Origin of the sequence: Sphingomonas sp. RIT328, from assembly GCF_000632225.1 — a bacterium.
GTDB classification, from domain to species: Bacteria; Pseudomonadota; Alphaproteobacteria; order Sphingomonadales; family Sphingomonadaceae; genus Sphingomonas; species Sphingomonas kyungheensis.
This window is the reverse complement of sequence record NZ_JFYV01000037.1, coordinates 1-21,425: the sequence shown is the minus strand read 5'-3', so window position 1 is coordinate 21,425 and position 21,425 is coordinate 1. Positions and strand designations below refer to the sequence as shown.

The following is a 21,425-nucleotide window of genomic DNA, read 5'->3' as shown; positions in this document are numbered from 1 at the left end:
ATGATCGGGATGCCAGCGCGACAGCGCGGGGCGATTGGCGAGGAGGTCGCCCGCCGCCCAGGCGATGCGCCTGGCGTCCTGTTGCGGCGTCGTCTCATTGTCCGGGCAGAGGATGTAGAAATCGCCGTCCGCGAGCCGCTCGAGCATCAGCGCGACGACCTGCTCGCCCGTCCATGCGCCGGCGGGCTTCTCGGGCCGCGGCGAGGTCATGCCGGTATAGGTGAAGCCGGGGATCAGCAGATGCGCGCTGACCCGATCCCCGGTGCGGGTGCGCAGGCTGTGCGCCAGCCCCTCGGTCAGCGCCTTCACCCCGGCCTTGCTGACATTGTAGGCGGTATTGCCCGGCGGCTGGGTGATCCCCTGTTTCGATCCGGTGGCGATGATCAGCCCGGGCGCGTCGCCCGCGACCATCGCCGGCGCGAACGCCTGCACGGCGTTGAGCACGCCCATCAGATTGACGTCGATGACGCGGCGCCAGACGTCGCCGTCGGCGAAGACGTCGCCGCCATCGCCGATGCCGGCATTGGCCATCAGCACCGCGACCGGCCCGATCCGCGCGGCGAGCGCGTGCATCGCCGCGGCGTCGGCGACGTCGACGCCATAGGCGCTCGCTCCGGGGATCGCCGCGGCGGCCGCGTCGAGCGCGTCGCCCGGCCGGTCGAGCAGCGCGACCCGCATGCCCTGTGCGGCGAGGGCGCGCGCCGCGGCGAGGCCGATGCCGCTCGCCGCGCCGGTGACGACCGCCTGCCGATCCGGCGCGATGGCTGCGAAGGAGGCGACGCTCACCGGTTGACGCTCGCCATCGTCGCGGCGGGATAGCGCATGCCGCTCGCCGCACCGGGCGGCAGGATCGTGTCGATCCGCGCCAGCTCGTCGGCGGTGAGCGTCACGTCGAGCGCGCCGAGATTGTCCTCGAGATAGCGGCGCCGCTTGGTGCCGGGGATCGGCACGATATCCTCGCCCTGCGCGAGCACCCAGGCGAGCGCGAGCTGCGCCGGCGTGCAGCCCTTGTCCGCCGCCATCGTGCCGATCGCGGTGACGAGGTCGAGGTTGCGGGCGAATGCCTCGCCCTGGAAGCGGGGATGGTTGCGCCGCGTATCGTCGGCGGCGAGATCGTCGGGCGTCCTGATCTCGCCGGTCAGGAAGCCGCGGCCGAGCGGGCTGTAGGGGACGAAGCCGATGCCGAGCTCGCGCACCAGCGGCAGGATCGCCTCCTCCGGATCGCGGCTCCACAGCGAATATTCGGTCTGCAGCGCGGTGATCGGATGGACGGCATGCGCGCGGCGGATCGTCTCCGGCGCGGCTTCCGACAGGCCGAGATATTTCACCTTGCCGGCGGCGACCAGCTCGGCCATCGCGCCGACCGTCTCCTCGATCGGCACGTCGGGATCGACGCGATGCTGGTAATAGAGGTCGATGATGTCGAGGCCGGTGCGCCGCAGGCTGGCGTCGCACGCCTGGCGTACATAGTCGGGCCGGCCGTTGATGCCGCGCGCGCTGCCGTCGGCGTCGCGGACGATGCCGAACTTGGTCGCGACGACGACCCATTCGCGCCGCTCGCGCACCACCCGCCCGACCAGCTCCTCGTTGGCGCCGACACCATACATGTCGGCGGTGTCGAGCAGGGTGACGCCGCGATCGAGCGCGAGGTTGATCGTCGCGACCGCCTCCGCCTCGTCGCGGCCGGCGTAGAAGTCGGACATGCCCATGCAGCCGAGGCCGAGCGCCGACACCTCCAGGCCTTGCCGGCCGAGCTTGCGGGTCTTCATGGCATGTCTCCGATGTGAGTGATGCCGGCACAATGATCGGCGCGGCATCGGGTTGCCGGCGATCGCGTGACCTTGGACGGACCGGCCCCCGCGCGGGAGCCGGTCCGGGCCGGTCACGCGGTCACACCGCCGTCGATGGTCAGCGTCGTGCCGGTGATATAGCTCGCATCCGGTCCGGCGAGGAAGGCGACCGCGCCGGCGATCTCCTCGACCCGGCCGTAGCGGCCGAGCGGGATGGCCGAGAGCATCTGCGCGGCGAATTCGCCGTCGGCGGGGTTGAGGTCGGTGTCGATCGGGCCGGGCTGGACCGTGTTGACGAGGATGTTGCGCGGCGCGAGATCCTTCGCCCAGCCGCGCGCCAGCGCCGCCACCGCCGCCTTGGTCGCGCTGTAGACGGTGGTCGCGGGGAAGGCCATCTCGCCCGAGATGCTGCCGATCAGGATGATCCGCCCGCCGTCGGTGAGGTGGGGCAGCGCCGCGCGCGTGCCGACGTGCAGCCCCTTGACGTTGACGTCGAACTGGCGGTCGAAGATCGCGTCGCTGTCCTCGGCGATCGTCGCGAAGGTGGCGACGCCGGCATTGTGGACGAGGATGTCGATCCCGCCCAGCGCCGCGGCCGCCTGATCGACGCCGGCGCGCTGCGACGCGGGGTCGGCGGCATCGGCCTGGAAGGCGAAGGCGGTGCCGCCTGCCTGTTCGATCGCCGCGACCGTGGCGTCGGCGGCGGCGGTGTTGCCGGCATAGGTGATCGCGACCGTCGCGCCCTCGGCCGCGAGCCGCCTGGCGATCGCCGCGCCGATGCCGCGCGATCCGCCGGTGACCAGCGCCGTCTTGCCTGTGAGTGACATATAAGGTCTCCAAATCGCCCGCGATCACGGCCTCGTGCGCTGTCGGCTGGCGGCAAGATGGCGCGGTCGCGCGTTAGTTCAATGATTCCGAACTATTAAATATGTGGCGCACCGTCGATCGCGTCGAGCCGCGTCATCGCCGCCTCGGTCAGGGTCAGCGACACCGCGGCCAGATTCTCGTGCAGGTGCGCCAGCGACGCGGTGCCGGGGATGAGCAGGATATTGGGTGACCGCCGCAACAGCCAGGCGAGCGCGACCTGCATCGGCGTCGCGCCGAGCTCCGCCGCCACGTCGGACAGTTCGTCCGACTGCAGCGGGCTGAAGCCGCCGAGCGGAAAGAAGGGGACATAGGCGACACCCTCCGCCGCGAGCGCGTCGATGAAGGAATCGTCGGCGCGATGGGCGAGATTATACTGGTTCTGGACGCAGACGATCGGCGCGATGCCGCGTGCCTCCTCATATTGCGTCGGCGTGACGTTGCTGAGGCCGATATGCCGCACCAGCCCCTGCCGTTGCAGATCGGCGAGGGTGCGCAGCGGCGCGGCGAGCGATCCCTCCGCCGGGCCGTGGACGTCGAACATCAGCCGCAGATTGACGACGTCGAGCGTGTCGAGGCCGAGATTCGTCAGATTGTCCTCGACCGCGCGCGCCAGTTCGTCGGGCGCGAAGGCGGGCAGCCACGCCGCGTCGTCGCCGCGCCGCGCGCCGATCTTGGTGACGATCAGCAGATCGTCGGGATAGGGCGACAGCGCCTCGCGGATCAGCCGGTTGGTGACGTGCGGCCCGTAGAAATCGCTGGTGTCGATATGGGTGACGCCGGCCGCCACCGCGGCGCGCAGCACGGCGAGCGCCGCATCGCGGTCGCGCGGCGGGCCGAACACGCCGGGGCCGGCGAGCTGCATCGCGCCATAGCCGAGCCGCGTCACGCGGCGTCCGGCGAAGGAATAGGTGCCTGCCTGGTCGATCATCATGGGTCTCCTGTCATGCTGCGGCGAGCCGCGTGCGGCAGCGGCAACCTCCCCTCCCGACGGACCACCCCGGCCAAGGCCGGGGTGGTCAGGAGACGTAAGCCGCGGTCGCCGATGCCGAGATATCGCTTGCGGATCATGCGGATAAGCCGGAGAGATCGGGACGGGCTGTGCGGAACACCGAACGATGAAGGCCGACCTCGCCGATCTCAACGCCTTCCTCGCGGTCGCGAAGGCGCGCGGTTTCCGCGACGCGGCGCGCGGCACCGGATCGGGCGCGTCGACGCTGAGCGAGGCGGTGCGCCGGCTCGAGGCGCGGCTCGGCGTGCGGCTGCTCCACCGCACCACGCGCAGCGTCACCCCGACCGAGGCGGGGATGCGGCTGATCGAGCGGCTGGCGCCGGCGCTCGGCGAGGGCGCGGCGGCGCTCGACGTCGTCGACCGCTATCGCGACCGGCCGGCGGGGGCGCTCCGGCTCAACGTGCCGGTCAGCGCGGCGCGGCTGGTGCTGCCGGCGATCCTGCCCGGCTTCCTCGCCGCCTATCCCGATATCGAGGTGGAGATCGTCGCCGAGGACGGCTTCGTCGACATGATCGCCTCGGGCTGCGACGCCGGCATCCGCTATGACGAGCGGCTCGAACAGGATATGATCGCGGTGCCGATCGGGCCGCGCGTCCAGCGTTTCGCCACCACCGCGGCGCCCGCCTATCTCGCGGCGCGCGGCCGGCCGGCGCATCCGCGCGATCTGCTCGACCATCGCTGCCTGACCGCCCGTTTCACCAGCGGCGCGCTGCCAGCCCGTGGGAGTTCGAGCGCGCCGGCGAGATCGTGCGGGTCACGCCGCAGGGGCCGCTGATCGCCAGCGTCGCCGGAGCGGTCGACCTGCTCGTCGACGTCGCGATCGCGGGCGGCGGCATCCTGCATCTGTTCGAGGACTGGCTGCGGCCGGCGCTCGCCACCGGTGCGCTGGAGGCGGTGCTGCCCGACTGGTGGCAGTCCTTTTCGGGGCCGTTCCTCTATTATTCGGGCCGTCGCCTCGTCCCGCCGCCCCTGCGCGCCTTTCTCGACTTTGTGCGGGAAGGGCCCCCGGCCTAGCTCACCCCCGCACCCCGGCGAGCAGGCGCGCGGTGGCGCCGCTCTTCACCTGCAACTGGCGGCCGTAGCGCAGCGCGGTCGACGGCGACGACCAGCGCAGGGTGAGCGCGATGCCGGTGCCGTCCTCGCCCGCGGCGAACAGGTCCTGCGTCAGCCCGACGCGCAGCGAATGCGTCGACAGCGCGGCGACGCGCGCCTCGACCTCGCCGGCGGGCAGGTCGACCAGCCCCGCCGCCACCGCCGCGCGCGCGAGCCGGCGGTAGATGCCGGTGACGCCCTGGCGGGTGAGCGGCTGCGACCCGATCGTATAGGTGATCAGCCGCGCCGCATCGGCGGTGTTGCTCTCGCCCCAGCGCGCATCTGCCTGCTCCTTCGACCGCTGCCGCCGGCGGTCGACGCCGACACGGCGGAACAGCACGCCCGCGGCGATCGCCGCGTCGCTGCGCCAGGCGGCGACGCGGCGCATCGTATCCGCCGACAGCCACGCCCAGGCGCCGAGCCCGTCCTGATCGGTCTTCGAGCGCGGCAGGTGGAGCAGGCCGCTGCCGTCGGGCTGCGCGCGCAGGTCGCGCACGTCGATCGCGGTGAGCTCGCCGACGCGCAGGCCGGCGTCGTAACCGAGGCTGAGCAGCGCCGCGTCGCGCCGGCCCTGCACGTCGCTGCCGCAGGCGTCGAGCAGCGCGGCGATGGTGAACCCGCCCGTCGCGCCGAGCGCCCCGCCGAAGCGCAGCGGCGCCGCCTGCCGCTGCGCCGCGCCATGCCGCCGGCGGTGCGCCCGCAGCGCATGGCGCACCATCGGCGCGGCGGTCGGCAGCGCCTCGGCGCGCAGCCCGAGCAGACGGTGGACGGTGGCGAGGCTGGCGATCCGCCGCGCGAGCGTCGCCGGCTTGCGCCCGTCCGCCTCGAGCGCGCGGAGATAGCGGACGAGATCCTCGGGATCGGCCGGACAGGCGGGGCGGCGCTCGCCCGCGCACCAGTCGAGCCAGCAGTCGAGGTCGGCGGCGAGCGCCAGTTTCGACGCCTCCGCCATCGCCTCGAGCGCCACCTCGACGCCGATGCCGCTGACCGCCGGCCAGTCGACCGGCGCGGCGCGGCCGAGCGCGGCGATGAGCCGGGCCGCCGGCGTGACGCCGCTGTCGTCGCGACGGCGCTGCGGCAGCGCACCGGCGGGTCGGATCGTCAGCAGGGTCATGGTGGTCCTGTATTTGGCGATAAGCGTTCTATTGTTACCATAAGCCACGATTATGGTAAGTGGCAATACGGAAGATGGCAGAGGGCAGGGGGCGTGTCACACGCACGTCGTTGCGTCATGTACGTTCGTGTTTGTCTCACGACATGCCGCGAGATATATAGGCAGACAATAGCCATAGCAGCGACGAGGTTTTCCGATGACCGTGCAGGTCAACATCACGCCCAACGGACGCATGAGCCTGCCGGCGGACATCCGCAAGCGGCTCGGACTCGTCGATGGCGGCGCGGTCTATCTCGACGAGACTGCCGACGGCGTCGTGCTGCGCACCGTGTCGCAGATCGTGGCGCAGGCGCAGGCCCTGGCCCGGCCGTATCGCGATACGCCCGGCGCCAGCGTCGAGGACTTCCTCGCCAGCCGTGCCGGCGAGTCGGGCGAGTGACGGTGGTGCTCGACGCCTCGGCCCTGCTCGCGATGCTGCGCGGCGAGGCCGGGGCCAAGAAGGTCGAGGGCGCGCTGGCGGGCAGCCGCATGTCGGTGGTCAACATGGCCGAGGTCGCGTCGCATTACATCAAGCTCGGCATGCCCGACGACGCGGTCGACCGCTTGCTGCGGCCGCTGCCGATCGACCTCGTCCCCGCCGACATCGATCTGGCGCGCGAGGCGGGGCGGCTGCGCATCCATACCGTCACCGGCGGCCTGTCGCTCGGCGACCGCTTCTGCCTCGCGCTCGCCAAACGCGACGGCCTGCCGGCCTGGACCGCCGACCGCCAGTGGAAGACGATCGCCGATGCGGCGGGGGTCAAGGTGGTGGCGATCCGGTAGGGGCGTCGGGCGTCGGGATGGCGCGGGCACCGATGTCCGGATCCCGACCCGATGGCCGGGATCCGGCGTGACCGCGCGCCGGTCCTGCGAACTCAGAAGCGCGCGCGGCCGGTGAGGGCGAAGGTCCGCGCGAAATAGGTGATTTCCTGCGGGACATAATAATAGCCCCAGAAGTTGCGGTCGCCCTTCCGCATCAGATTGGTCGCCTCGAACCCCACCGAGACGTGCGAGGTGATGTCATAATTGATCGACGCGTCCAGCCGTTGCGTCGGATCGGTGAACTCGTTGCGATAGATATTCGACTGATCATAAGCGTCGACACGCTTGCTGCGCCAATTATAGGCGACGCGCGCGTTGAGGCCGCCATGTTCGTAGAACAGCGCAGCGTTGAAGGCATATTTGGACTGCCAGAATTGCGGCGTTTCGACCCAGGTCGTCGTATCGGTCTCGTCATCATAGGACGGATACTCGACCTTGGAGTCGAACAAGGTGAAATTGCCGCTGACGCCGACATATTGGAACAGCCACGGCAGGAACGGCAGGAAGGTGGTGCCTTGCAGCTCCACGCCGCGGTAGGTGCTGCGTCCGCTGTTATAAGGTCGGGTCACCCGCACCGGCACCGTATAGCCGGGCATGATCTCCGACCGCGTGTCGTTGTAGACGGTCCCCTGCTGACGCCAGTCGAACAGCGCGACCGATATCGAACCGGTCTTGCCGAAATACCATTCGAGCGACGCGTCGAGCTTCTGCAGCTTGACCGGTCGCAGGGCGGGGTTGCCGCCACTGGCCTCCGGTTTCGTGCTACCCGGCGCGCTGAGCGAGATCGAGGGATTGAGAGCGCCAAGATCGGGACGCTGCAGGTCCTTCGTCCAAGACAGGCGCAGTTGCAGATTGTTGGTCAGATGGCCGATAGCATTGGCGCTCGGCAGCACATCGAGCGTATTCCCCCGACTTTGCAGCGGCGCGAGGATATCGTCGCCATCCGGATTGCCCGTGCGCGAATAGGAGTTCATCACCGTCTTGGCATGAACGATGCGCGCGCCGACAATGCCCTCGATCGGGACCAACAGCTTCAGCTGGTAATGCGTTAGGCCGTAGGCGGCATAGCTCGTTTCGAAGCCGCGGACCGTATCCGTAACCTTGGCAATCGGCCACACGCCATCTGCGAATTCGGGGTAGCGCTGCGCCAGGACCGGCCGCAACTGGTCCCAGGCATGGGTGATCGATGTCGCATCGCCGATCATCCAGCTCGGTTCGTCGCTCGCCCCCTGAAGCGCCGTGCTGATCGGCACGAGCGTGTAACCGGACAGCGACGACAGTGGTATCCCCAGTCCATCGTCGGTCCAACGCCGGGCGGCCGCACTTGCATAGGAGCGCTTCGCCCGCCGCATCCCGACCTTGATATAGTCGAACAGCTTGACCGACGTGTTGAGCTGCAGATCAAACTTGATCTCGCGCTCGCTGCTTTGCTGCCGCAGACGATATTGTGACAGGCTCGACAGCGTCGAATAATTCGCCGGATCGGTCAGGTCGACGCCGTGGAACGTGACGGCGACGCCACCGCGCGGATCCTTGTCGGTGTTGAACACCATATCATAAGCTGGGTTATTGGAAAATTCGATGCTGTGGTAGATCTCGTCATCGCGGTATCGCGACGTGATGTAATTGTGGGAGACGATGAGGTGCGCGACATCGCCGGAATATTCCAGGGTTTGCTTGGCCGATTTGGTGTTCCAAACGGCATCCGCGAAATTCTTGCCGGGGCCGATCGGCTGACGCGTTTCGACGGTGAGCGATGAAATCGACTTGCCGTCGGGGCCGACGACCAGATTGGTCAGACGCGGCGCGGGATAGGACGAGAACGTATCCCGTACTGGAAAGTCGAAGTCATCGTCGAAGTTCGGACGAAGCGCACGGTTGATCGCAAAGTCACTGGTGAAGTTCCATCGGTCATTCAGCCGCCACTGGATGGAGGCATTGAAGGCGTCGCGCTGGTTATAGCCTGCACGAGACAGGAAATAGGAATTATAGGGTACGTAGAGATTCGCCGGCGTGGTCGTCGGCTCGACGATCTGACGAGGGGATCGCAAGATCGCCGGGTTCGAGTTGCCGCGCATCGACTCCTTGTAGCGCACGTAATTGTGCGATCCGCTGACGACGATGCCGATCTTGCCGATATCGGTGTCCGTATTATAGCCGACGACGCCGCTGACGAACGGATTGGCCTTCTTGACCTGGTCGGAATAATCGCCGCGCGCGTTCATCGCCAGCGTCAGCCCGGTCTTGAAGTCGGTCGGCTTGCGCAGCGTCAGATTGACCACGCCCGACGCACTGCCTTCGATCTGATCGGGCGTCCGCGTCTTGTAGACCTGGATTCCGGCGACCAGGTCGGCCGGCATGTCGGCGAGGTTGGTCGACCGGTCGACGCCGGAAAAGGTCGGCGTACCGTCGACGGTCGTCATCACGCCGTACAGGCCGCGAATCGAGAAATTGCCGCCTTCGCCGCGCGTGCGGTCCATGATGATGCCCGGCACCCGCTGCACCGCGTCGACGACGTTCTTGTCGGGCAGTTTGCCGATATCGTCGGCGGTGACCACGTCGACGATCTGTTGCGCGCGCCGCTTCTGGTCGCGCGATTTGGCAAGTGAGGCACGCAGGCCCCGCACGATGATGTCGGTGCTGGGATCCGGCTCCGATGCTTCGGTGCCGGTCGTGACCGTTGCGCCGACCGGAGCGGACGGCGCCGCCTTTTTTGTGTCCGGCGACTCTGTTTTCGCCTGATCCGAGTCGGTCTGCGTCGTCTGCGCGAACGCCGGCGTGGTCATCACGAGTGCGCCGGTCAGTGCAGCAAAAGCCGTATTATTCAAAAAGCTGGACGAGCGGATCCTCATTTTGCCTCCCCCTGTTCCCTGGATTTTGTCCCCTGCTCCGCCTTGCGTGAGCGGCTCGCTGCGTAACAGCATTGCCATATTGCCACAATATAAAGGACCATCCATATAGTGAGTCATCGTTATCCGATCCGAACGGTGTTCGCGGTTGGCGGGGCGACGATGCGGGGGACAGGCGGGCGCCGGCCCCCTCGCGGTGGAACCGGGCTCTCGAGGGCGCGTGAACAGGGAGGGGAATGATGAGAGAGGATGCGGAAACCGGCACCGGTATCGTGCCGAACCAGGGGACGGGGCTGGCACGTCGCCACCTGCTTGCCGGCGGCATGATCGGCGCGTCGCTGCTGGCGCTCCATCCGAGCGGCGCGAGCGCGCAGTCGCAGGCGTCGAGCCTGTCCTCGACCTCGGCCGATCAGCTCAATTTCGTGCTCAACATCGAATATCTGTTGAACCAATATTATCGGATCGGCGTGCTCAACATCGCCACGCTGGAAGCGTCGCGGATCAGCGGCAGCGGCACGCCCGGCCTGCCGATCGGCGGTCGCAAGGTGACGTTCGCCGCGGACAGCACCATCGCCCCGGTGATAACCGAGATCGCGAAGCAACAAGGCGGTCATATCGACATGCTGCGCGCGATCCTGCGGACAAATATCGTCGCGCAGCCCGCGATGAACATCGCCGGCGACGAGAGCGGCGCCTTCACGCAATTCGCGCGCTATGCCGGGATCGTCGGACCAGGCGAGGTCTTCGACCCCTATGCCTCCGAACGCAATTTGCTGGTCGGCGGCTATATCCTCGGCGAGACGATGCAGCGCGTGTTGCGGCCGATCGTGGCCGCGATCACCGATCCGCTGTTGCTCGAGCCGTTATGCGGCCTGCTCGGCACGCACGCGTATTACTCGGGGATGCTGCGCGAGGCGCTGCTCCGCGCGGCGCAGGATCAGCCGGACCTGTTCGACTGGACGGATAAGATCGCCGCGGCGTGCAATAATTTGTCCGGCCAGCCGGTCGCGCAGGGCATCCGGCCCACCGTGATCAACGGTCTCGCCGTCGCGGGCGATGCACCGTCCGATGCCGGCGGTGCGGTTGCGGCCCGCTCGCCGGCGCAGACGCTCAACATCCTGTACATCGCGCGCGGGACCGCGACCGCTGGCGGCTTTTTTCCCGCCGGCGTCAACGGTGCGATCACCACCAGCGCCGCCTGAACCTTGGGGAACATCATGATCGACAATGACCAACAGACCGGCGCGGGTCAGCGGCGTCGCGCCTTCCTTCGCGATTGCACCGGCGCCGCGGCGTCGGCCGGCGCGTTGACGCTGATGGCGGGGTGCGGCGACACCTATGGCGCGGATGCCGTCGCCGACAAGATCATGCCGACGCCGCCCCCGACCGCCGCACCGACCTATAGCGCCACCGATACCGACTATCTGAACTTCCTGTTGCAGATCCAGTATCTCACCGCCGGCTTCTTCTGGCGCTCGGCATTCGGCGGGTCAATCGATCCGGCGCTGGTGACGGGCTCGGGCACCGCCGGCAGCGTGACGGGCGGTGCGCAGGTGCAGTTCGCCGACGAGCTGTTCATGCAGGGGCTGCGCGAGATCGCGCTGGAGGAGGTCGCGCGCATCGGCCAGTTGCGCACGCTGATCGGCACGGGTGTGACCGCCCAGCCCGCGATCACCATCGGCGGCGGCGCCGGCAGTCCGTTCGACGCGATCGCCTCGCAGGATGCCTTCCCCGGCTCGACGCCGTTCGATCCCTATGCCTCGCTCGAACAATATCTGCTGGGATCAAGCGGGTTGAGCTGGCTCGCAACCTCCGCCTTCCGCGGCGTGGCGTTCCGCCTGACCGGCGCGGCCAATCGCGATACGGTGCTCGGCCTGCTGGCGGGCAAGGCGCATCACGATACCTTCCTGCGCCTGGCCGTGTGGCGCGCCGGACTGCAGAATACGGCGCTGTACGGCATCGAGGACAAGATGGTGCTGGCGCGCAACGCGCTGAACGGCGGCAACGGCACCAATGCCGTGGCGAATTACGAGAACGGCGTCGGCTCGGCGAGCAGCACCACGATCGTCATTCTCGATATCCGCAACGCCAATTCCGGCGCCTTGCTCGCCCGGACGCCCGATCAGGTGCTGAACATCGCTTATGCAGCGCCCAAGGCGGTGGCCAGCGGCGGCTTCTTTCCAGCCGGCGTCAACGGCCTGATCAAATACAGCAACGCCGCGACCTGATCACATGGGGCCAGCTTCTGCCTGGCCCCAAGCAAACCGGCACGTGCACCAAAGTGCAAGATCCCGATCCGCCGCTTCGGCGGACGGGATCGACATGGAACGACTGTCAGATGGCAGCGTCAGAGAGAGGATGTATTGATGGAACAGACATGCAGCATCGTGATCGATATCGATCGATGCAATAGCCGGAACCGAAACGGCCGCCTGGCGCTGCGATGCAGCCTCGGCGCATTGGCGCTTGCTCTGCTGGTCGCCACGCCGGCGCTCGCGCAGCAGGTGGCGCCAGCGCCCGGCAACGGCCAATCGGACAGCGCTACGCCAGCCGCCGACCAGCCGTCGACCGATCCGGGGACCGCCGGCGACATCATCGTCACCGCGAACAAGCGCGCCGAACCCGTGCAGAAGGTAGCGCAAACCGTCAACGTCGTCAGCGCCGCCACCCTGCAGAACCTGCATGTCCAGAACACCGTCGAATTGAGCCAGATCGTCGGCGGACTGTCGATGACCGTGACCAGTCCGTCGGAACAGTCGATCTCGCTGCGCGGCATCAAGGAGCCGAGTGGCGGTGGCCCGTCGACCTATACGGTCGAGACCTATCTGAACGAGGTGCCGATCACGGTCTTCGACTCGTTCGCGACGACGCTCGACATAGGCCAGATCGAAGTCCTCAAGGGGCCGCAAGGCACGCTGCGCGGCCGCCCGTCGCCTTCCGGGGCGATCACCATCGCGACGGAAAAGGGCAGCTTCACTGACTATAGCGGTTATGCGGAAGCGACGGTCAGCGACCATGTCGGCCGGCGGTTCGAGGCGGCGACGGGCGGCCCGGTCAGCGACACGCTCGCGTTCCGCATCGCCGGCGTGCACGATTACAATGCGCTGACCGAGGTCCGCAACATCTACAACGGCAAGCGCAACTATCAGGACACCAGTGTCGTGCGCGGCACGCTGGACTGGCGTCCGACCGATCGCCTGTCGGTCGACGTCATGGGTCAATATACCAGGCAGACCGGTGACTTCTACCGCCAGATCACCGGTCGCGCACCCTGTGCGGGCGATGCGGGCGGCGCGATCACCGTGGGTTCGATCGCTTGCGGCCGCCTGTTCGACCTGGAGGACAAGATCGCGCTGACCGAAGGCGCCAATCCGTTCCGCTATCGTGGCACGTTGTTCACCGTGAACGCCCATTACGATCTCACCGATCGGATCGGCCTCGCCTATGTCGGCGGGTATAACGACACGTCCTATTACACCAATCTCAACTTCGACTTTGCCGGCGTCGGAGAGGTCAACAATTTCGGCCGGTATCTGGCGGTGAACACCCGCCGCAAGTCGCTGTCGAACGAATTGCGCCTGCAATCGGCCGGCGGAGGCGTCTACAATTTCACCTACGGCGTGTTCCAGCAGCATACCCTGTCGGATCAGGTCCAGGATCTGCCGCCGCTGTTCGCCAATCAGCGCAATCGCACCCGGACCAACGACTATGGCATCTTCACGACCCAGCGGATCGACCTGACCGCGCGGGATAACATCCAGGCCGGCATCCGGTTCAGCAAGGTCGATCTCGACAACGTCCTGACCAACGTCTCGCGCAGCTACAGCGCGACGACGGGGAATGCCAGCTACCAGCATCAGTTCACGCCGCGGGTGATGGCCTATGTCTCCTATGGCACGTCGTTCCGGCCGGGATCGGGCGGCACCGCCAATCCGCCGCAGCCGGGCATTCCTGCCGCCTTCGGCAATTTCGATGCCGAACGGTCGCGCTCGATCGAACTCGGCCTGAAGTCGCAATGGTTCGACAAGCGTCTGACCGCGAATCTCGCCGTGTTCGACCAGAAGTTCGACGGCTATATCACCTCGCAGTTCAACGTCGTCTGCACCGCGACCCCCAATCCCAACGGGCCGGGCTATGCCACCTATGACGGCACCGCCGGCGGCGCGCTCTGCTATGGTACGATGACCGGCAACGGCAATGCCGTCAGCCGGGGTGTCGAGCTGGAGCTGGCCGCGCATGTGACGGACAGGTGGAGCGTCGGCGGCATCTACACCTATACCGACGCGCATTTCGACAACGCCCGGCTGCCGTGCAACGACTATAACGGCGACGGCATCCTCGATGTCGACGGCGTTCCGCGCGTGCAGAAGGGGCAATATGTCAGCCTCTGCACCACCAACGGGGCGCTCGGCTCCCTGCCCAAGGTCAGCTTCACCGCCAACACCAGCTACACGTTCGATGTCGGCCGGGTACCGGCCTATATCAGGCTGAACTCGGCGACGCGCAGCAGCGCCTATTTCCCGCAGACCGGCCGGACCTTCTCCGGCTACACCATCGTCAACGGATCGATCGGCGTATTGTCCCCGGATCGCAACTGGGAGCTCAGCCTCTGGGGCAAGAACCTGTTCAACACCGTCAAGGAAGACACTGACGGCGGGCCGTGGAGCATCTTCGGGGTACAGTCCGGCTTGCGGATCGGGACGGTCACCAACGATCGCGAGCTTGGTCTGACGCTGCGGCGGACCTTCTAAACAGGCCGCCGATGCAGGGCGGCCGGCGGAGCGGTGGAAGAATCGCACCCGCCGGTCCGCCCGTGGTGACGATAGGCTCATGCCGGGGCGGACGACGCGGGCCGCCCGTGGCATGAGCCACGATGATGCGACAGGGGAAGGATGCGATGATGTTGCTCGAAGGGCGAAACGTGCTGGTGACCGGGGGATCGGCGGGGATCGGCCGTGCCATTGCGATCGGCGCGGCGCGTCACGGTGCCGACGTGGCGATAAACTTTTACGATGATGAGGCCGGTGCCGCCTCCTGCGTCGCCGCGATCGAGGCGCTCGGCCGGCGCGCCGTCGCGGTGTGCGGCGACGTCGCCGATCCGGCGACCGCCGAGGCGTTCGTCGGCGCGGCCGCCGAGGTGTTGGGCGGCGTCGACGTGATGGTGTCCAATGCCGGCATCTGCCCGTTCCACAGCTTCCTCGACATGCCGGTCGAGCTGTTCACGCGCACGCAGCAGGTCAATCTGCACGGCGGCTATTTCATGTGCCAGGCGGCAGCGCGGCAGATGGTGAGCCAGGGGCGCGGCGGCGCGCTGATCGCGATCTCGTCGATCTCGGCGCTGGTCGGCGGCGAGTTCCAGACCCATTATACCCCGACCAAGGCGGGGCTGCATTCGCTGATGCAATCGGCCGCCATCGCGCTGGGCCGTTACGACATTCGGTGCAATTCGCTGCTGCCGGGCACGATCCTCACCGATATCAACAAGGAGGATCTCGCCGACCCGGCGAAACGCGCCCATATGGAAGCCCGCATCCCGCTCGGACGGTTGGGCGTGCCCGACGATCTGGTGGGGCCGGCCGTCTTCTTGGCCTCCGACATGGCGCGTTACGTCACCGGCGCGGCATTGCTCGTCGACGGCGGGGCGTTCGTCAATCTGCAGTGACGGAGCGCGGCCAGGGCCCGTCGCACCGGCACGCGGCGATCGTCGCCGATACCGCTACCGACGCGATTGACCGCCCCGTTTTCATTTTATAATGACATCTATCAATATATGCTAACATCGAGCATCGTGCCGGTACGGGCGATGGCCGCGATGCCGACCGGGGGGAGCGATGGGCCTGTCGAAAATCAAATATGTCCGTGCCTTCACTGCCAAGGGCGGCGGCGCGGACTATCACGACCAGCAGGGCGCGCACTGGATCGACGATCACATCGCCACGCCGATGAGCCGCTATCCCGAATATCGCCAGTCGCGCCGTTCCTTCGGCATCAACGTGCTCGGCACGCTGGTGGTCGAGATCGAGGCCGAGGACGGTACGGTCGGCTTTGCGGTGACCACCGGCGGTGAGCCCGCCTGCTATATCGTCGAACATCATCTCGCCCGCTTCCTCGAGGGGCGCGATCCCGGCGAGGTCGAGAAGATCTGGGACCAGATGTATTTCTCGACGCAATTCTATGGCCGCAAGGGGCTGGTGATCAACGCGATCTCCGGCGTCGACCTGGCGCTGTGGGATCTGATCGGCAAATTGCGGCACGAGCCGGTGTGCCATCTGCTCGGCGGGCCGGTGCGCGACGAACTGCACTTCTACGCGACCGGCGCACGGCCCGACGTCGCCAAGCAGCTCGGCTTCCTCGGCGGCAAGCTGCCGCTTCACCATGGCCCGGCCGAGGGCGCGGAGGGGATGGCGAAGAACATCGCGCTGCTCGCCGAGATGCGGGCGCGCTGCGGCGACGATTTCTGGCTGATGTACGATTGCTGGATGAGCCTCGACCTCGATTATGCGACGCGGCTGTCGCACCGCGCCTGGGACGAATGCGGGTTGAAGTGGATCGAGGAGGCGCTCAGCCCGGACGATTATTGGGGCTATGCCGCGCTCCGCAAGAATGCACCACGCGGGTTGCTGGTGACGACCGGCGAGCATGAGGCGACGCGCTGGGGCTTTCGCATGCTGCTCGACATGGAATGCTGCGACATCATCCAGCCCGACGTCGGCTGGTGCGGCGGCATCACCGAACTCATCAAGATCGCCCATTACGCCGATACCCGCGGCGCGATGGTGATCCCGCACGGCTCGTCGGTCTACAGTTACCATTTCGTGGTGACGCGCCACAATTCGCCCTTCGCCGAATTCCTGATGATGCATCCCGGCCCGACCGAGGTGGTGCCGATGTTCGCGCCGCAGCTGCTCGGCGAACCGGTGCCGGTCAACGGCCGCATCCCCGCCACGGCGCTCGACCGCCCCGGCTTCGGCGTCGAGCTCAATCCCGCCGTCCCGCTTCACCGTCCCTATAGTCGTTGAGACCAACCTCATGAAATTCTGTCGTTTCGGCGCCAAGGGTGCCGAGAAACCGGGCCTCGTCGACGCGCAGGGGCGCGTCCGCGATCTGTCCGCTCACGTGCCCGACATCACCGTCGACGCGCTGCCGCGCCTCGTCGGCATCGATCCCGAGACGCTGCCGCTGGCCGATGCCGGGGTGCGCTATGGCGTGCCGCTGACCGGGGTCGGCAAGATCGTCGCGATCGGCCTCAATTATCGCGATCATGCGATCGAATCGAACCTGCCGATCCCGACCGAACCGGTGATGTTCTTGAAGGCGGTGACCAGCCTGTCTGGCCCCGACGACGATGTCGTCCTGCCCGAAGGAGCGACGCACGGCGACTGGGAGGTCGAGCTGGGCGTGGTGATCGGACAGACCTGTCGCTATGTCGAACAGGCCGACGCGCTCGACCATGTCGCCGGCTATGTCCTCGCCAATGACGTGTCCGAACGCTTCGACCAGAAGCAGCGCGGCAGCCAATGGTCGAAGGGCAAGAGCCACGACACCTTCTGTCCGGTCGGCCCGTGGCTGGTGACGGCGGACGAGATCGGCGATCCGCAGGCGCTGGACATGCGGCTCGACCTGAACGGCGAGCGGATGCAGAGCGGCAATACCCGCACGATGATCTTCGGCGTCGCCGAGCTGATCGCCTATGTCAGCCGCTACGTCACGCTGCTGCCCGGCGACATCATGATCACCGGCACGCCGCCCGGCGTCGGCGAAGGCAAGCGGCCCGAGCCCGTCTTCCTCGCGCCGGGCGACGTCATGAGCCTGGCGATCGACGGACTGGGCACGCAGCGGCAGCGGGTCGTCGCCTTCGATCGGGCGTTGCTGGGATGACCATGTTTTCCGGACGCTTCGCGGGGCGCACCGCGATCATCACCGGTGGCGCCTCTGGGCTGGGCCTCGCGGTCGCGGCGCGCATCGTCGCCGAGGGCGGCCGCGTCTGCCTGTGGGACCGCGACGCGGCTGCGCTCGACGTCGCCGCGCGGGAGGTCGGCGCATCGGGCTATCGCGCGCTCGACGTCGCCGATCCCGCGGCGGTCGAGGCCGCGGCGCGCGACAGTGCGGCGACGCTGGGCAGGCTCGACATCCTCGTCTGCTCGGCGGGCATCACCGGGGCGACGGCACCGGTCGAGGCCTTCCCGATCGACAGTTGGCGGCAGGTGGTCGACGTCAATCTCAACGGCACCTTCTACTGCTGCCGCGCGGCGGTGCCGTTGATGCTCGCCAACGGCTATGGCCGGATCGTCAATATCGCTTCGGTCGCGGGCAAGGAGGGCAATCCGATGGCCTCCGCCTATTCGGCGTCCAAGGCGGGGGTGATCGGCTTCACCAAATCCCTGGGCAAGGAACTCGCCGTCAAGGGTGTGATCGCCAATGCGCTGACCCCCGCCACCTTCGACAGCCCGATCCTGGCGCAGCTTCCGCCGGCACAGGTCGACTATATGCGCAACAAGATCCCGATGGGCCGGCTCGGCCGGTCAGAGGAATCGGCCGCCATGGTCTGTTTCATGGCATCGGCGGAATGCAGCTTCACCACGGCTTCGGTCTTCGACACGTCGGGCGGCCGGACCACCTATTGATCGACCCGCAACCGACCCGCAAAGGCGGGCGCAGGGAGGAAGGAGGAGGCGTGCCGACGATACCCTTCGTGGATGCCCATATGCATCTGTGGAAGCTGGCGGCGATCCGCTATCCCTGGCTGACGCCGCCCTTCGCCGACGATGGCCCCAACGGCAGCGTCGCGGCGATCGCGCGCGACTTCGGCGTCGCCGACTATCGGGCGCAGGCGGAGCGCTGGACGCTGGTCGGCGCCGTCCATGTCGAGGCGGGCGCCGACCCGGCGATGGCGCTCAACGAGACGCGCTGGCTGGAAGCGCAGGCCGAACGCGACGGCCTGCCGAACGGCCTGGTCGCCTTCGCCCGGCTCGACCAGCCGGGTGTCGAGGCGGTGCTGGAGGCGCAGGCGGCGCATCCGCACGTGCGCGGCATCCGCCAGATCCTCAACTGGCACGCCGACCCGCGCCGCACCTATCAGCCGCTCGACCTGACGCTTTCCCCCGCATGGGCGCAGGGCTTTGCGCTGCTGCGCCGCTATCGCCTGTCCTTCGACCTGCAATGCTATCCCGGCCAGATGGCGCGGCTGGCGGCGCTGTTCGCGCGTCACCCGGATACCCCCGTCATCCTCAACCATCTCGGCATGCCAATACTGTCCGATCCGGAGGGCGTGGCGCAATGGCGTGCCGGGCTGCGGGCGCTCGCCGCCCTGCCGCAGGTCGCGATCAAATTGTCGGGCCTCGGCTTCATCGACCGCCACTGGACCGACGCGCTCGTCCGGCCGCTGCTGGCAAAGGCGATCGATCGGTTCGGGCCGGACCGCTGCCTCGTCGCCAGCGACAGCCCGACCGACACGCTGTTCGCGCCGTTCGACCGCTGCCTCACTGCCCTGGCCGATGCCACCGCCGGTTTCTCGCTCGACGAACGCCGCGCGATGTGGGCGGGCAATGCCGATCGCCTCTATCGCCTCGGCCTTGCCGGCCGGCTGCACCGCATCGTTGAACCCGGAGGCCCGTCATGCCCAACCCCCTGATCGGCGTCGTCTACCATTGGCTCGGCGGCCTGTCGTCGGCGAGCTTCTACGTTCCCTATCGCGGCGTGAAGGGCTGGCGCTGGGAGGTGCTGTGGCTGACCGGCGGGCTCTTCTCGTGGCTCGTCGCGCCCTGGCTGTTCGCCGCGCTGATGACGCACGATCTGCTCGGCGTGCTGATGCAGGTCCCCGGCCCCACCGCCGGCTGGTGCGTGCTCTTCGGCGCCTTATGGGGGTTCGGCGGGCTGACCTATGGCCTGACGATGCGCTATCTCGGCCTGTCGATGGGCATGGCCGTCGTGCTGGGGCTGTGCACCGTGTTCGGGACGCTGATCCCGCCGCTGTTCGCTGGCGAGTTCGCCGCCAAGCTGCTCGATACGGTCAGCGGCAACATCATCCTGCTCGGCATCCTCGTCACCATCGCCGGGATCGGCGCGGTCGCGCTGGCGGGCAGCCGCAAGAATGCCGCGCTGAGCGATGCCGAGAAGCTGGCCGGCGTCGCCGAATTCCGCTTCGGGCGCGGCCTCGCCGTCGCGGTCTTTTCCGGGGTGATGTCCTCATGCTTCGCCTTCGGGCTGGCGGCGGGCGAGCCGATCCGGGCGCTGTCGGCCGCGGCGGGCACCGGGCCGCTGTGGACCGGGCTGCCGGTACTGTGTCTGGTCATGTTCGGCGGGCTCGTCACCAATGCGCTGTGGTGCGGCGCGCTGATCCTCCGCAACGCCTCCGTCGCGCAATGGCTCGGCCGTCAGGGCAGCGCCGAGGCGCCGCGGCCGCCGCTGATGCGCAACTACCTGCTCGCGGCGTGCGGCGGCATGCTCTGGTATCTGCAGTTCTTCTTCTACACGATGGGGGAAAGCCAGATGGGTCGCCTCGGCTTTTCGTCCTGGACGCTGCACATGGCGTCGATCATCATCTTCGGCACGCTGTGGGGGTTCGCGTTGCGGGAGTGGACGGGGACGCGGCGCGGCATCCGGATGGTCGTCTGGACGGGGATCGGCCTCCTCGTCGTCGCGACCGTCATCATCGGCTATGGCAATAGTCTTGTCTGAACTGGATCAATCGCATCTGTTGCGACCGCCTGCCGCAGAGTTTAAGCCTCCAGCCATCCCGTCGGTTACCGATTCCGGCCGGAGCGGACCGATTGCGCAGGAAAGAACCCCTTGATGCCGAACAGAAAAGCCGCGCGGCCCGATGACGAACCCACGATCGTCGGGGCCGGCAGCCAGACGTTGATGCGCGGCCTCGACCTGATCGAGGCGCTGATCGACGAACAGCTCAGCGTGGCGGAACTGGCCGAACGGCTCGGCCTCAACAAGAGCACGACCTATCGCCTTGCCGCCGCGCTGACCGACCGCGGCTATCTCGCGGCGACGCCGCGCGCGGGATACCGGCTGGGGCCGAAGCTGCTCGCGCTCGGCTCCGCCGCGCAGGAACAGGTCGATATCATCCAGATCGCCCGTCCGGTGCTTGAGGATCTCGCCGCCCGGACGGAGGATACGGTGCATCTCGGCGTGCTCGACGCCGATCAGGCGCTGTACCTCGACAAGGTCGCGGGCCGCCGGCGGGTCGTCGTGTCGAGCCGCGTGGGCGACCGCCACCCCCTCACCTCGACGGGCCTCGGCAAGGCGCTGATGCTCGATCATGACGCCGGCTATTGGAAGGGCCGGCTCGCCGTCGAACAGGGGTCGACGGCGCGAATCTGGACCACGTGGCATGGCCGGATGGCGGACTATGTCCAGCAGGGCCGCGCTTTCGATCTCGAGGAGAATGAGGACCGCATCCGGTGCATCGCAGCGCCGGTGCGCGACGTGCGGAACCGGATCGTGGCCGCGATCAGTGTGTCGAGCGCGGCGCATTATATGGACGATGCGCGCATGGCCACGCTCAGCGCCGATGTCATGGCGGCCGCCGCGCAGATCAGCCAGGCGCTCGGTAACGACTCTCGGCTCGTTGCCCGACGCTAGATTAAATGCAGCTTTATAATATGGACATGTCTCCACGATGTGGATAGCCCTGTCGCCGGTTGATGCCGGAGGTCATCCCGCCTGAGCGGCGCCTGCGCCGTGACGGCGGGGGGAGCGACGGCCGGCACGACGGACGGCGCCGTGGGGTACGGCGGATCAGGGGAGGATGATGTCATGCCGAATCGGCGTTCCGTGCTGCTGGGGGGCGGTGCGGGTATGGCCTTGTGGCCGCTCGAGTCCGGGGCTCTCGC

The 21,425-nt window shown here is 67.6% G+C and carries 20 protein-coding genes and 1 pseudogene; 15 read left to right on the top strand and 6 right to left on the bottom strand.

Annotated features, from left to right (window positions below; genetic code table 11):
• From BW41_RS21060 to BW41_RS15345, 4 genes are all read right to left on the bottom strand, one after another.
• Positions 1-786: SDR family NAD(P)-dependent oxidoreductase (locus BW41_RS21060; protein WP_037535395.1), on the bottom strand; the 786-nt coding region annotated here is incomplete at its 3' end.
• Positions 783-1,769, bottom strand: a complete 987-nt coding sequence (locus BW41_RS21055) for an aldo/keto reductase (RefSeq protein WP_037535394.1) — start codon at positions 1,767-1,769, stop codon at positions 783-785. The genes BW41_RS21060 and BW41_RS21055, both read right to left, overlap by 4 nt.
• A 113-nt stretch (positions 1,770-1,882) precedes the next feature.
• Complete coding sequence (locus tag BW41_RS15350) at positions 1,883-2,617, bottom strand: SDR family oxidoreductase (protein ID WP_037535393.1); 735 nt, start codon at positions 2,615-2,617, stop codon at positions 1,883-1,885.
• A gap of 95 nt (positions 2,618-2,712) precedes the next feature.
• A complete protein-coding gene (locus BW41_RS15345) occupies positions 2,713-3,585 on the bottom strand; it encodes an aldo/keto reductase family oxidoreductase (RefSeq protein ID WP_037535399.1) in 873 nt (290 codons plus the stop codon).
• A gap of 187 nt (positions 3,586-3,772) precedes the next feature.
• Here BW41_RS15345 and BW41_RS15340 point away from each other — a divergent pair, with 187 nt between their 5' ends.
• Together BW41_RS15340 and BW41_RS21975 are read left to right on the top strand one after the other, a co-directional pair.
• Positions 3,773-4,441 carry a LysR family transcriptional regulator gene (locus tag BW41_RS15340; RefSeq protein ID WP_268747122.1) on the top strand — a complete coding sequence of 223 codons (669 nt, stop codon included), beginning with the start codon at positions 3,773-3,775 and terminating at the stop codon, positions 4,439-4,441.
• A complete protein-coding gene (locus BW41_RS21975) occupies positions 4,414-4,680 on the top strand; it encodes a LysR substrate-binding domain-containing protein (protein WP_268747121.1) in 267 nt (88 codons plus the stop codon). Before BW41_RS15340 ends, BW41_RS21975 begins: the two co-directional genes overlap by 28 nt.
• Position 4,681: 1 nt before the next feature.
• Here BW41_RS21975 and BW41_RS15335 read toward each other — a convergent pair whose 3' ends face one another.
• Positions 4,682-5,872 (bottom strand): tyrosine-type recombinase/integrase, encoded by a 1,191-nt coding sequence (locus BW41_RS15335; RefSeq protein ID WP_037535392.1) that lies wholly within the window; start codon positions 5,870-5,872, stop codon positions 4,682-4,684.
• Positions 5,873-6,068: 196 nt separating this feature from the next.
• On the opposite strand from BW41_RS15335, the gene BW41_RS15330 reads away from it, so the two are divergent.
• Positions 6,069-6,311, top strand: coding sequence for an AbrB/MazE/SpoVT family DNA-binding domain-containing protein (locus BW41_RS15330; RefSeq protein WP_037535391.1), 243 nt, complete (start codon positions 6,069-6,071; stop codon positions 6,309-6,311).
• Positions 6,308-6,694 carry a type II toxin-antitoxin system VapC family toxin gene (locus tag BW41_RS15325; protein WP_037535390.1) on the top strand — a complete coding sequence of 129 codons (387 nt, stop codon included), beginning with the start codon at positions 6,308-6,310 and terminating at the stop codon, positions 6,692-6,694. Before BW41_RS15330 ends, BW41_RS15325 begins: the two co-directional genes overlap by 4 nt.
• Before the next feature lie 92 nt (positions 6,695-6,786).
• On the opposite strand, the gene BW41_RS15320 is transcribed toward BW41_RS15325, so the two are convergent.
• Positions 6,787-9,882, bottom strand: coding sequence for a TonB-dependent receptor (locus tag BW41_RS15320; protein WP_152542341.1), 3,096 nt, complete (start codon positions 9,880-9,882; stop codon positions 6,787-6,789).
• Between BW41_RS15320 and BW41_RS15315 the strand changes: the two genes are divergently transcribed.
• The 11 genes and pseudogenes from BW41_RS15315 (at position 9,822) to BW41_RS15270 (ending at position 21,174) form a co-directional block, all read left to right on the top strand.
• On the top strand, positions 9,822-10,784 hold the full coding sequence (locus tag BW41_RS15315) for a ferritin-like domain-containing protein (protein ID WP_161773138.1): 963 nt from the start codon (positions 9,822-9,824) through the stop codon (positions 10,782-10,784). The two genes, BW41_RS15320 and BW41_RS15315, sit on opposite strands and share 61 nt — an antisense overlap.
• 15 nt (positions 10,785-10,799) lie before the next feature.
• Positions 10,800-11,810 carry a ferritin-like domain-containing protein gene (locus BW41_RS15310; protein WP_037535388.1) on the top strand — a complete coding sequence of 337 codons (1,011 nt, stop codon included), beginning with the start codon at positions 10,800-10,802 and terminating at the stop codon, positions 11,808-11,810.
• A gap of 138 nt (positions 11,811-11,948) precedes the next feature.
• Positions 11,949-14,333, top strand: coding sequence for a TonB-dependent receptor (locus BW41_RS15305; protein WP_037535387.1), 2,385 nt, complete (start codon positions 11,949-11,951; stop codon positions 14,331-14,333).
• A gap of 146 nt (positions 14,334-14,479) precedes the next feature.
• Positions 14,480-15,244, top strand: a complete 765-nt coding sequence (locus BW41_RS15300) for an SDR family NAD(P)-dependent oxidoreductase (protein ID WP_037535397.1) — start codon at positions 14,480-14,482, stop codon at positions 15,242-15,244.
• A gap of 169 nt (positions 15,245-15,413) precedes the next feature.
• Entirely contained in the window at positions 15,414-16,601 is a 1,188-nt protein-coding gene (gene rhmD / locus BW41_RS15295) for an L-rhamnonate dehydratase (RefSeq protein WP_037535386.1), read from the top strand.
• 10 nt (positions 16,602-16,611) lie between these two features.
• Entirely contained in the window at positions 16,612-17,460 is an 849-nt protein-coding gene (locus tag BW41_RS15290) for a fumarylacetoacetate hydrolase family protein (protein ID WP_037535385.1), read from the top strand.
• Positions 17,457-18,206, top strand: coding sequence for an SDR family NAD(P)-dependent oxidoreductase (locus tag BW41_RS15285; RefSeq protein WP_037535384.1), 750 nt, complete (start codon positions 17,457-17,459; stop codon positions 18,204-18,206). Before BW41_RS15290 ends, BW41_RS15285 begins: the two co-directional genes overlap by 4 nt.
• A gap of 80 nt (positions 18,207-18,286) precedes the next feature.
• Positions 18,287-19,213, top strand: coding sequence for an amidohydrolase family protein (locus BW41_RS15280; protein WP_051583535.1), 927 nt, complete (start codon positions 18,287-18,289; stop codon positions 19,211-19,213).
• Positions 19,198-20,259, top strand: coding sequence for an L-rhamnose/proton symporter RhaT (gene rhaT / locus BW41_RS15275; RefSeq protein WP_037535383.1), 1,062 nt, complete (start codon positions 19,198-19,200; stop codon positions 20,257-20,259). Before BW41_RS15280 ends, rhaT begins: the two co-directional genes overlap by 16 nt.
• Positions 20,260-20,304, top strand: a pseudogene (locus tag BW41_RS22090) (Vmc-like lipoprotein signal peptide domain-containing protein); the annotation flags it as partial. It lies immediately after the preceding gene.
• 69 nt (positions 20,305-20,373) lie between these two features.
• The gene (locus BW41_RS15270) at positions 20,374-21,174 is read left to right on the top strand and encodes an IclR family transcriptional regulator (protein ID WP_037535382.1); all 801 of its coding nucleotides are present in this window, start codon (positions 20,374-20,376) and stop codon (positions 21,172-21,174) included.
• Positions 21,175-21,425 lie beyond the last annotated feature (251 nt).

Excerpts from the sequence above, each read along its gene's own strand:
- BW41_RS21055 (WP_037535394.1), bottom strand. The coding sequence starts at position 1,769 with ATGAAGACCCGCAAGCTCGGCCGGCAAGGCCTGGAGGTGTCGGCGCTC.
- BW41_RS15350 (WP_037535393.1), bottom strand. The coding sequence starts at position 2,617 with ATGTCACTCACAGGCAAGACGGCGCTGGTCACCGGCGGATCGCGCGGC.
- BW41_RS15345 (WP_037535399.1), bottom strand. The coding sequence starts at position 3,585 with ATGATCGACCAGGCAGGCACCTATTCCTTCGCCGGACGCCGCGTGACG.
- BW41_RS15340 (WP_268747122.1), top strand. The coding sequence starts at position 3,773 with ATGAAGGCCGACCTCGCCGATCTCAACGCCTTCCTCGCGGTCGCGAAG.
- BW41_RS15335 (WP_037535392.1), bottom strand. The coding sequence starts at position 5,872 with ATGACCCTGCTGACGATCCGACCCGCCGGTGCGCTGCCGCAGCGCCGT.
- BW41_RS15330 (WP_037535391.1), top strand. The coding sequence starts at position 6,069 with ATGACCGTGCAGGTCAACATCACGCCCAACGGACGCATGAGCCTGCCG.
- BW41_RS15315 (WP_161773138.1), top strand. The coding sequence starts at position 9,822 with ATGAGAGAGGATGCGGAAACCGGCACCGGTATCGTGCCGAACCAGGGG.
- BW41_RS15310 (WP_037535388.1), top strand. The coding sequence starts at position 10,800 with ATGATCGACAATGACCAACAGACCGGCGCGGGTCAGCGGCGTCGCGCC.
- BW41_RS15305 (WP_037535387.1), top strand. The coding sequence starts at position 11,949 with ATGGAACAGACATGCAGCATCGTGATCGATATCGATCGATGCAATAGC.
- BW41_RS15300 (WP_037535397.1), top strand. The coding sequence starts at position 14,480 with ATGATGTTGCTCGAAGGGCGAAACGTGCTGGTGACCGGGGGATCGGCG.
- rhmD (WP_037535386.1), top strand. The coding sequence starts at position 15,414 with ATGGGCCTGTCGAAAATCAAATATGTCCGTGCCTTCACTGCCAAGGGC.
- BW41_RS15290 (WP_037535385.1), top strand. The coding sequence starts at position 16,612 with ATGAAATTCTGTCGTTTCGGCGCCAAGGGTGCCGAGAAACCGGGCCTC.
- BW41_RS15285 (WP_037535384.1), top strand. The coding sequence starts at position 17,457 with ATGACCATGTTTTCCGGACGCTTCGCGGGGCGCACCGCGATCATCACC.
- BW41_RS15280 (WP_051583535.1), top strand. The coding sequence starts at position 18,287 with ATGCATCTGTGGAAGCTGGCGGCGATCCGCTATCCCTGGCTGACGCCG.
- rhaT (WP_037535383.1), top strand. The coding sequence starts at position 19,198 with ATGCCCAACCCCCTGATCGGCGTCGTCTACCATTGGCTCGGCGGCCTG.
- BW41_RS15270 (WP_037535382.1), top strand. The coding sequence starts at position 20,374 with ATGCCGAACAGAAAAGCCGCGCGGCCCGATGACGAACCCACGATCGTC.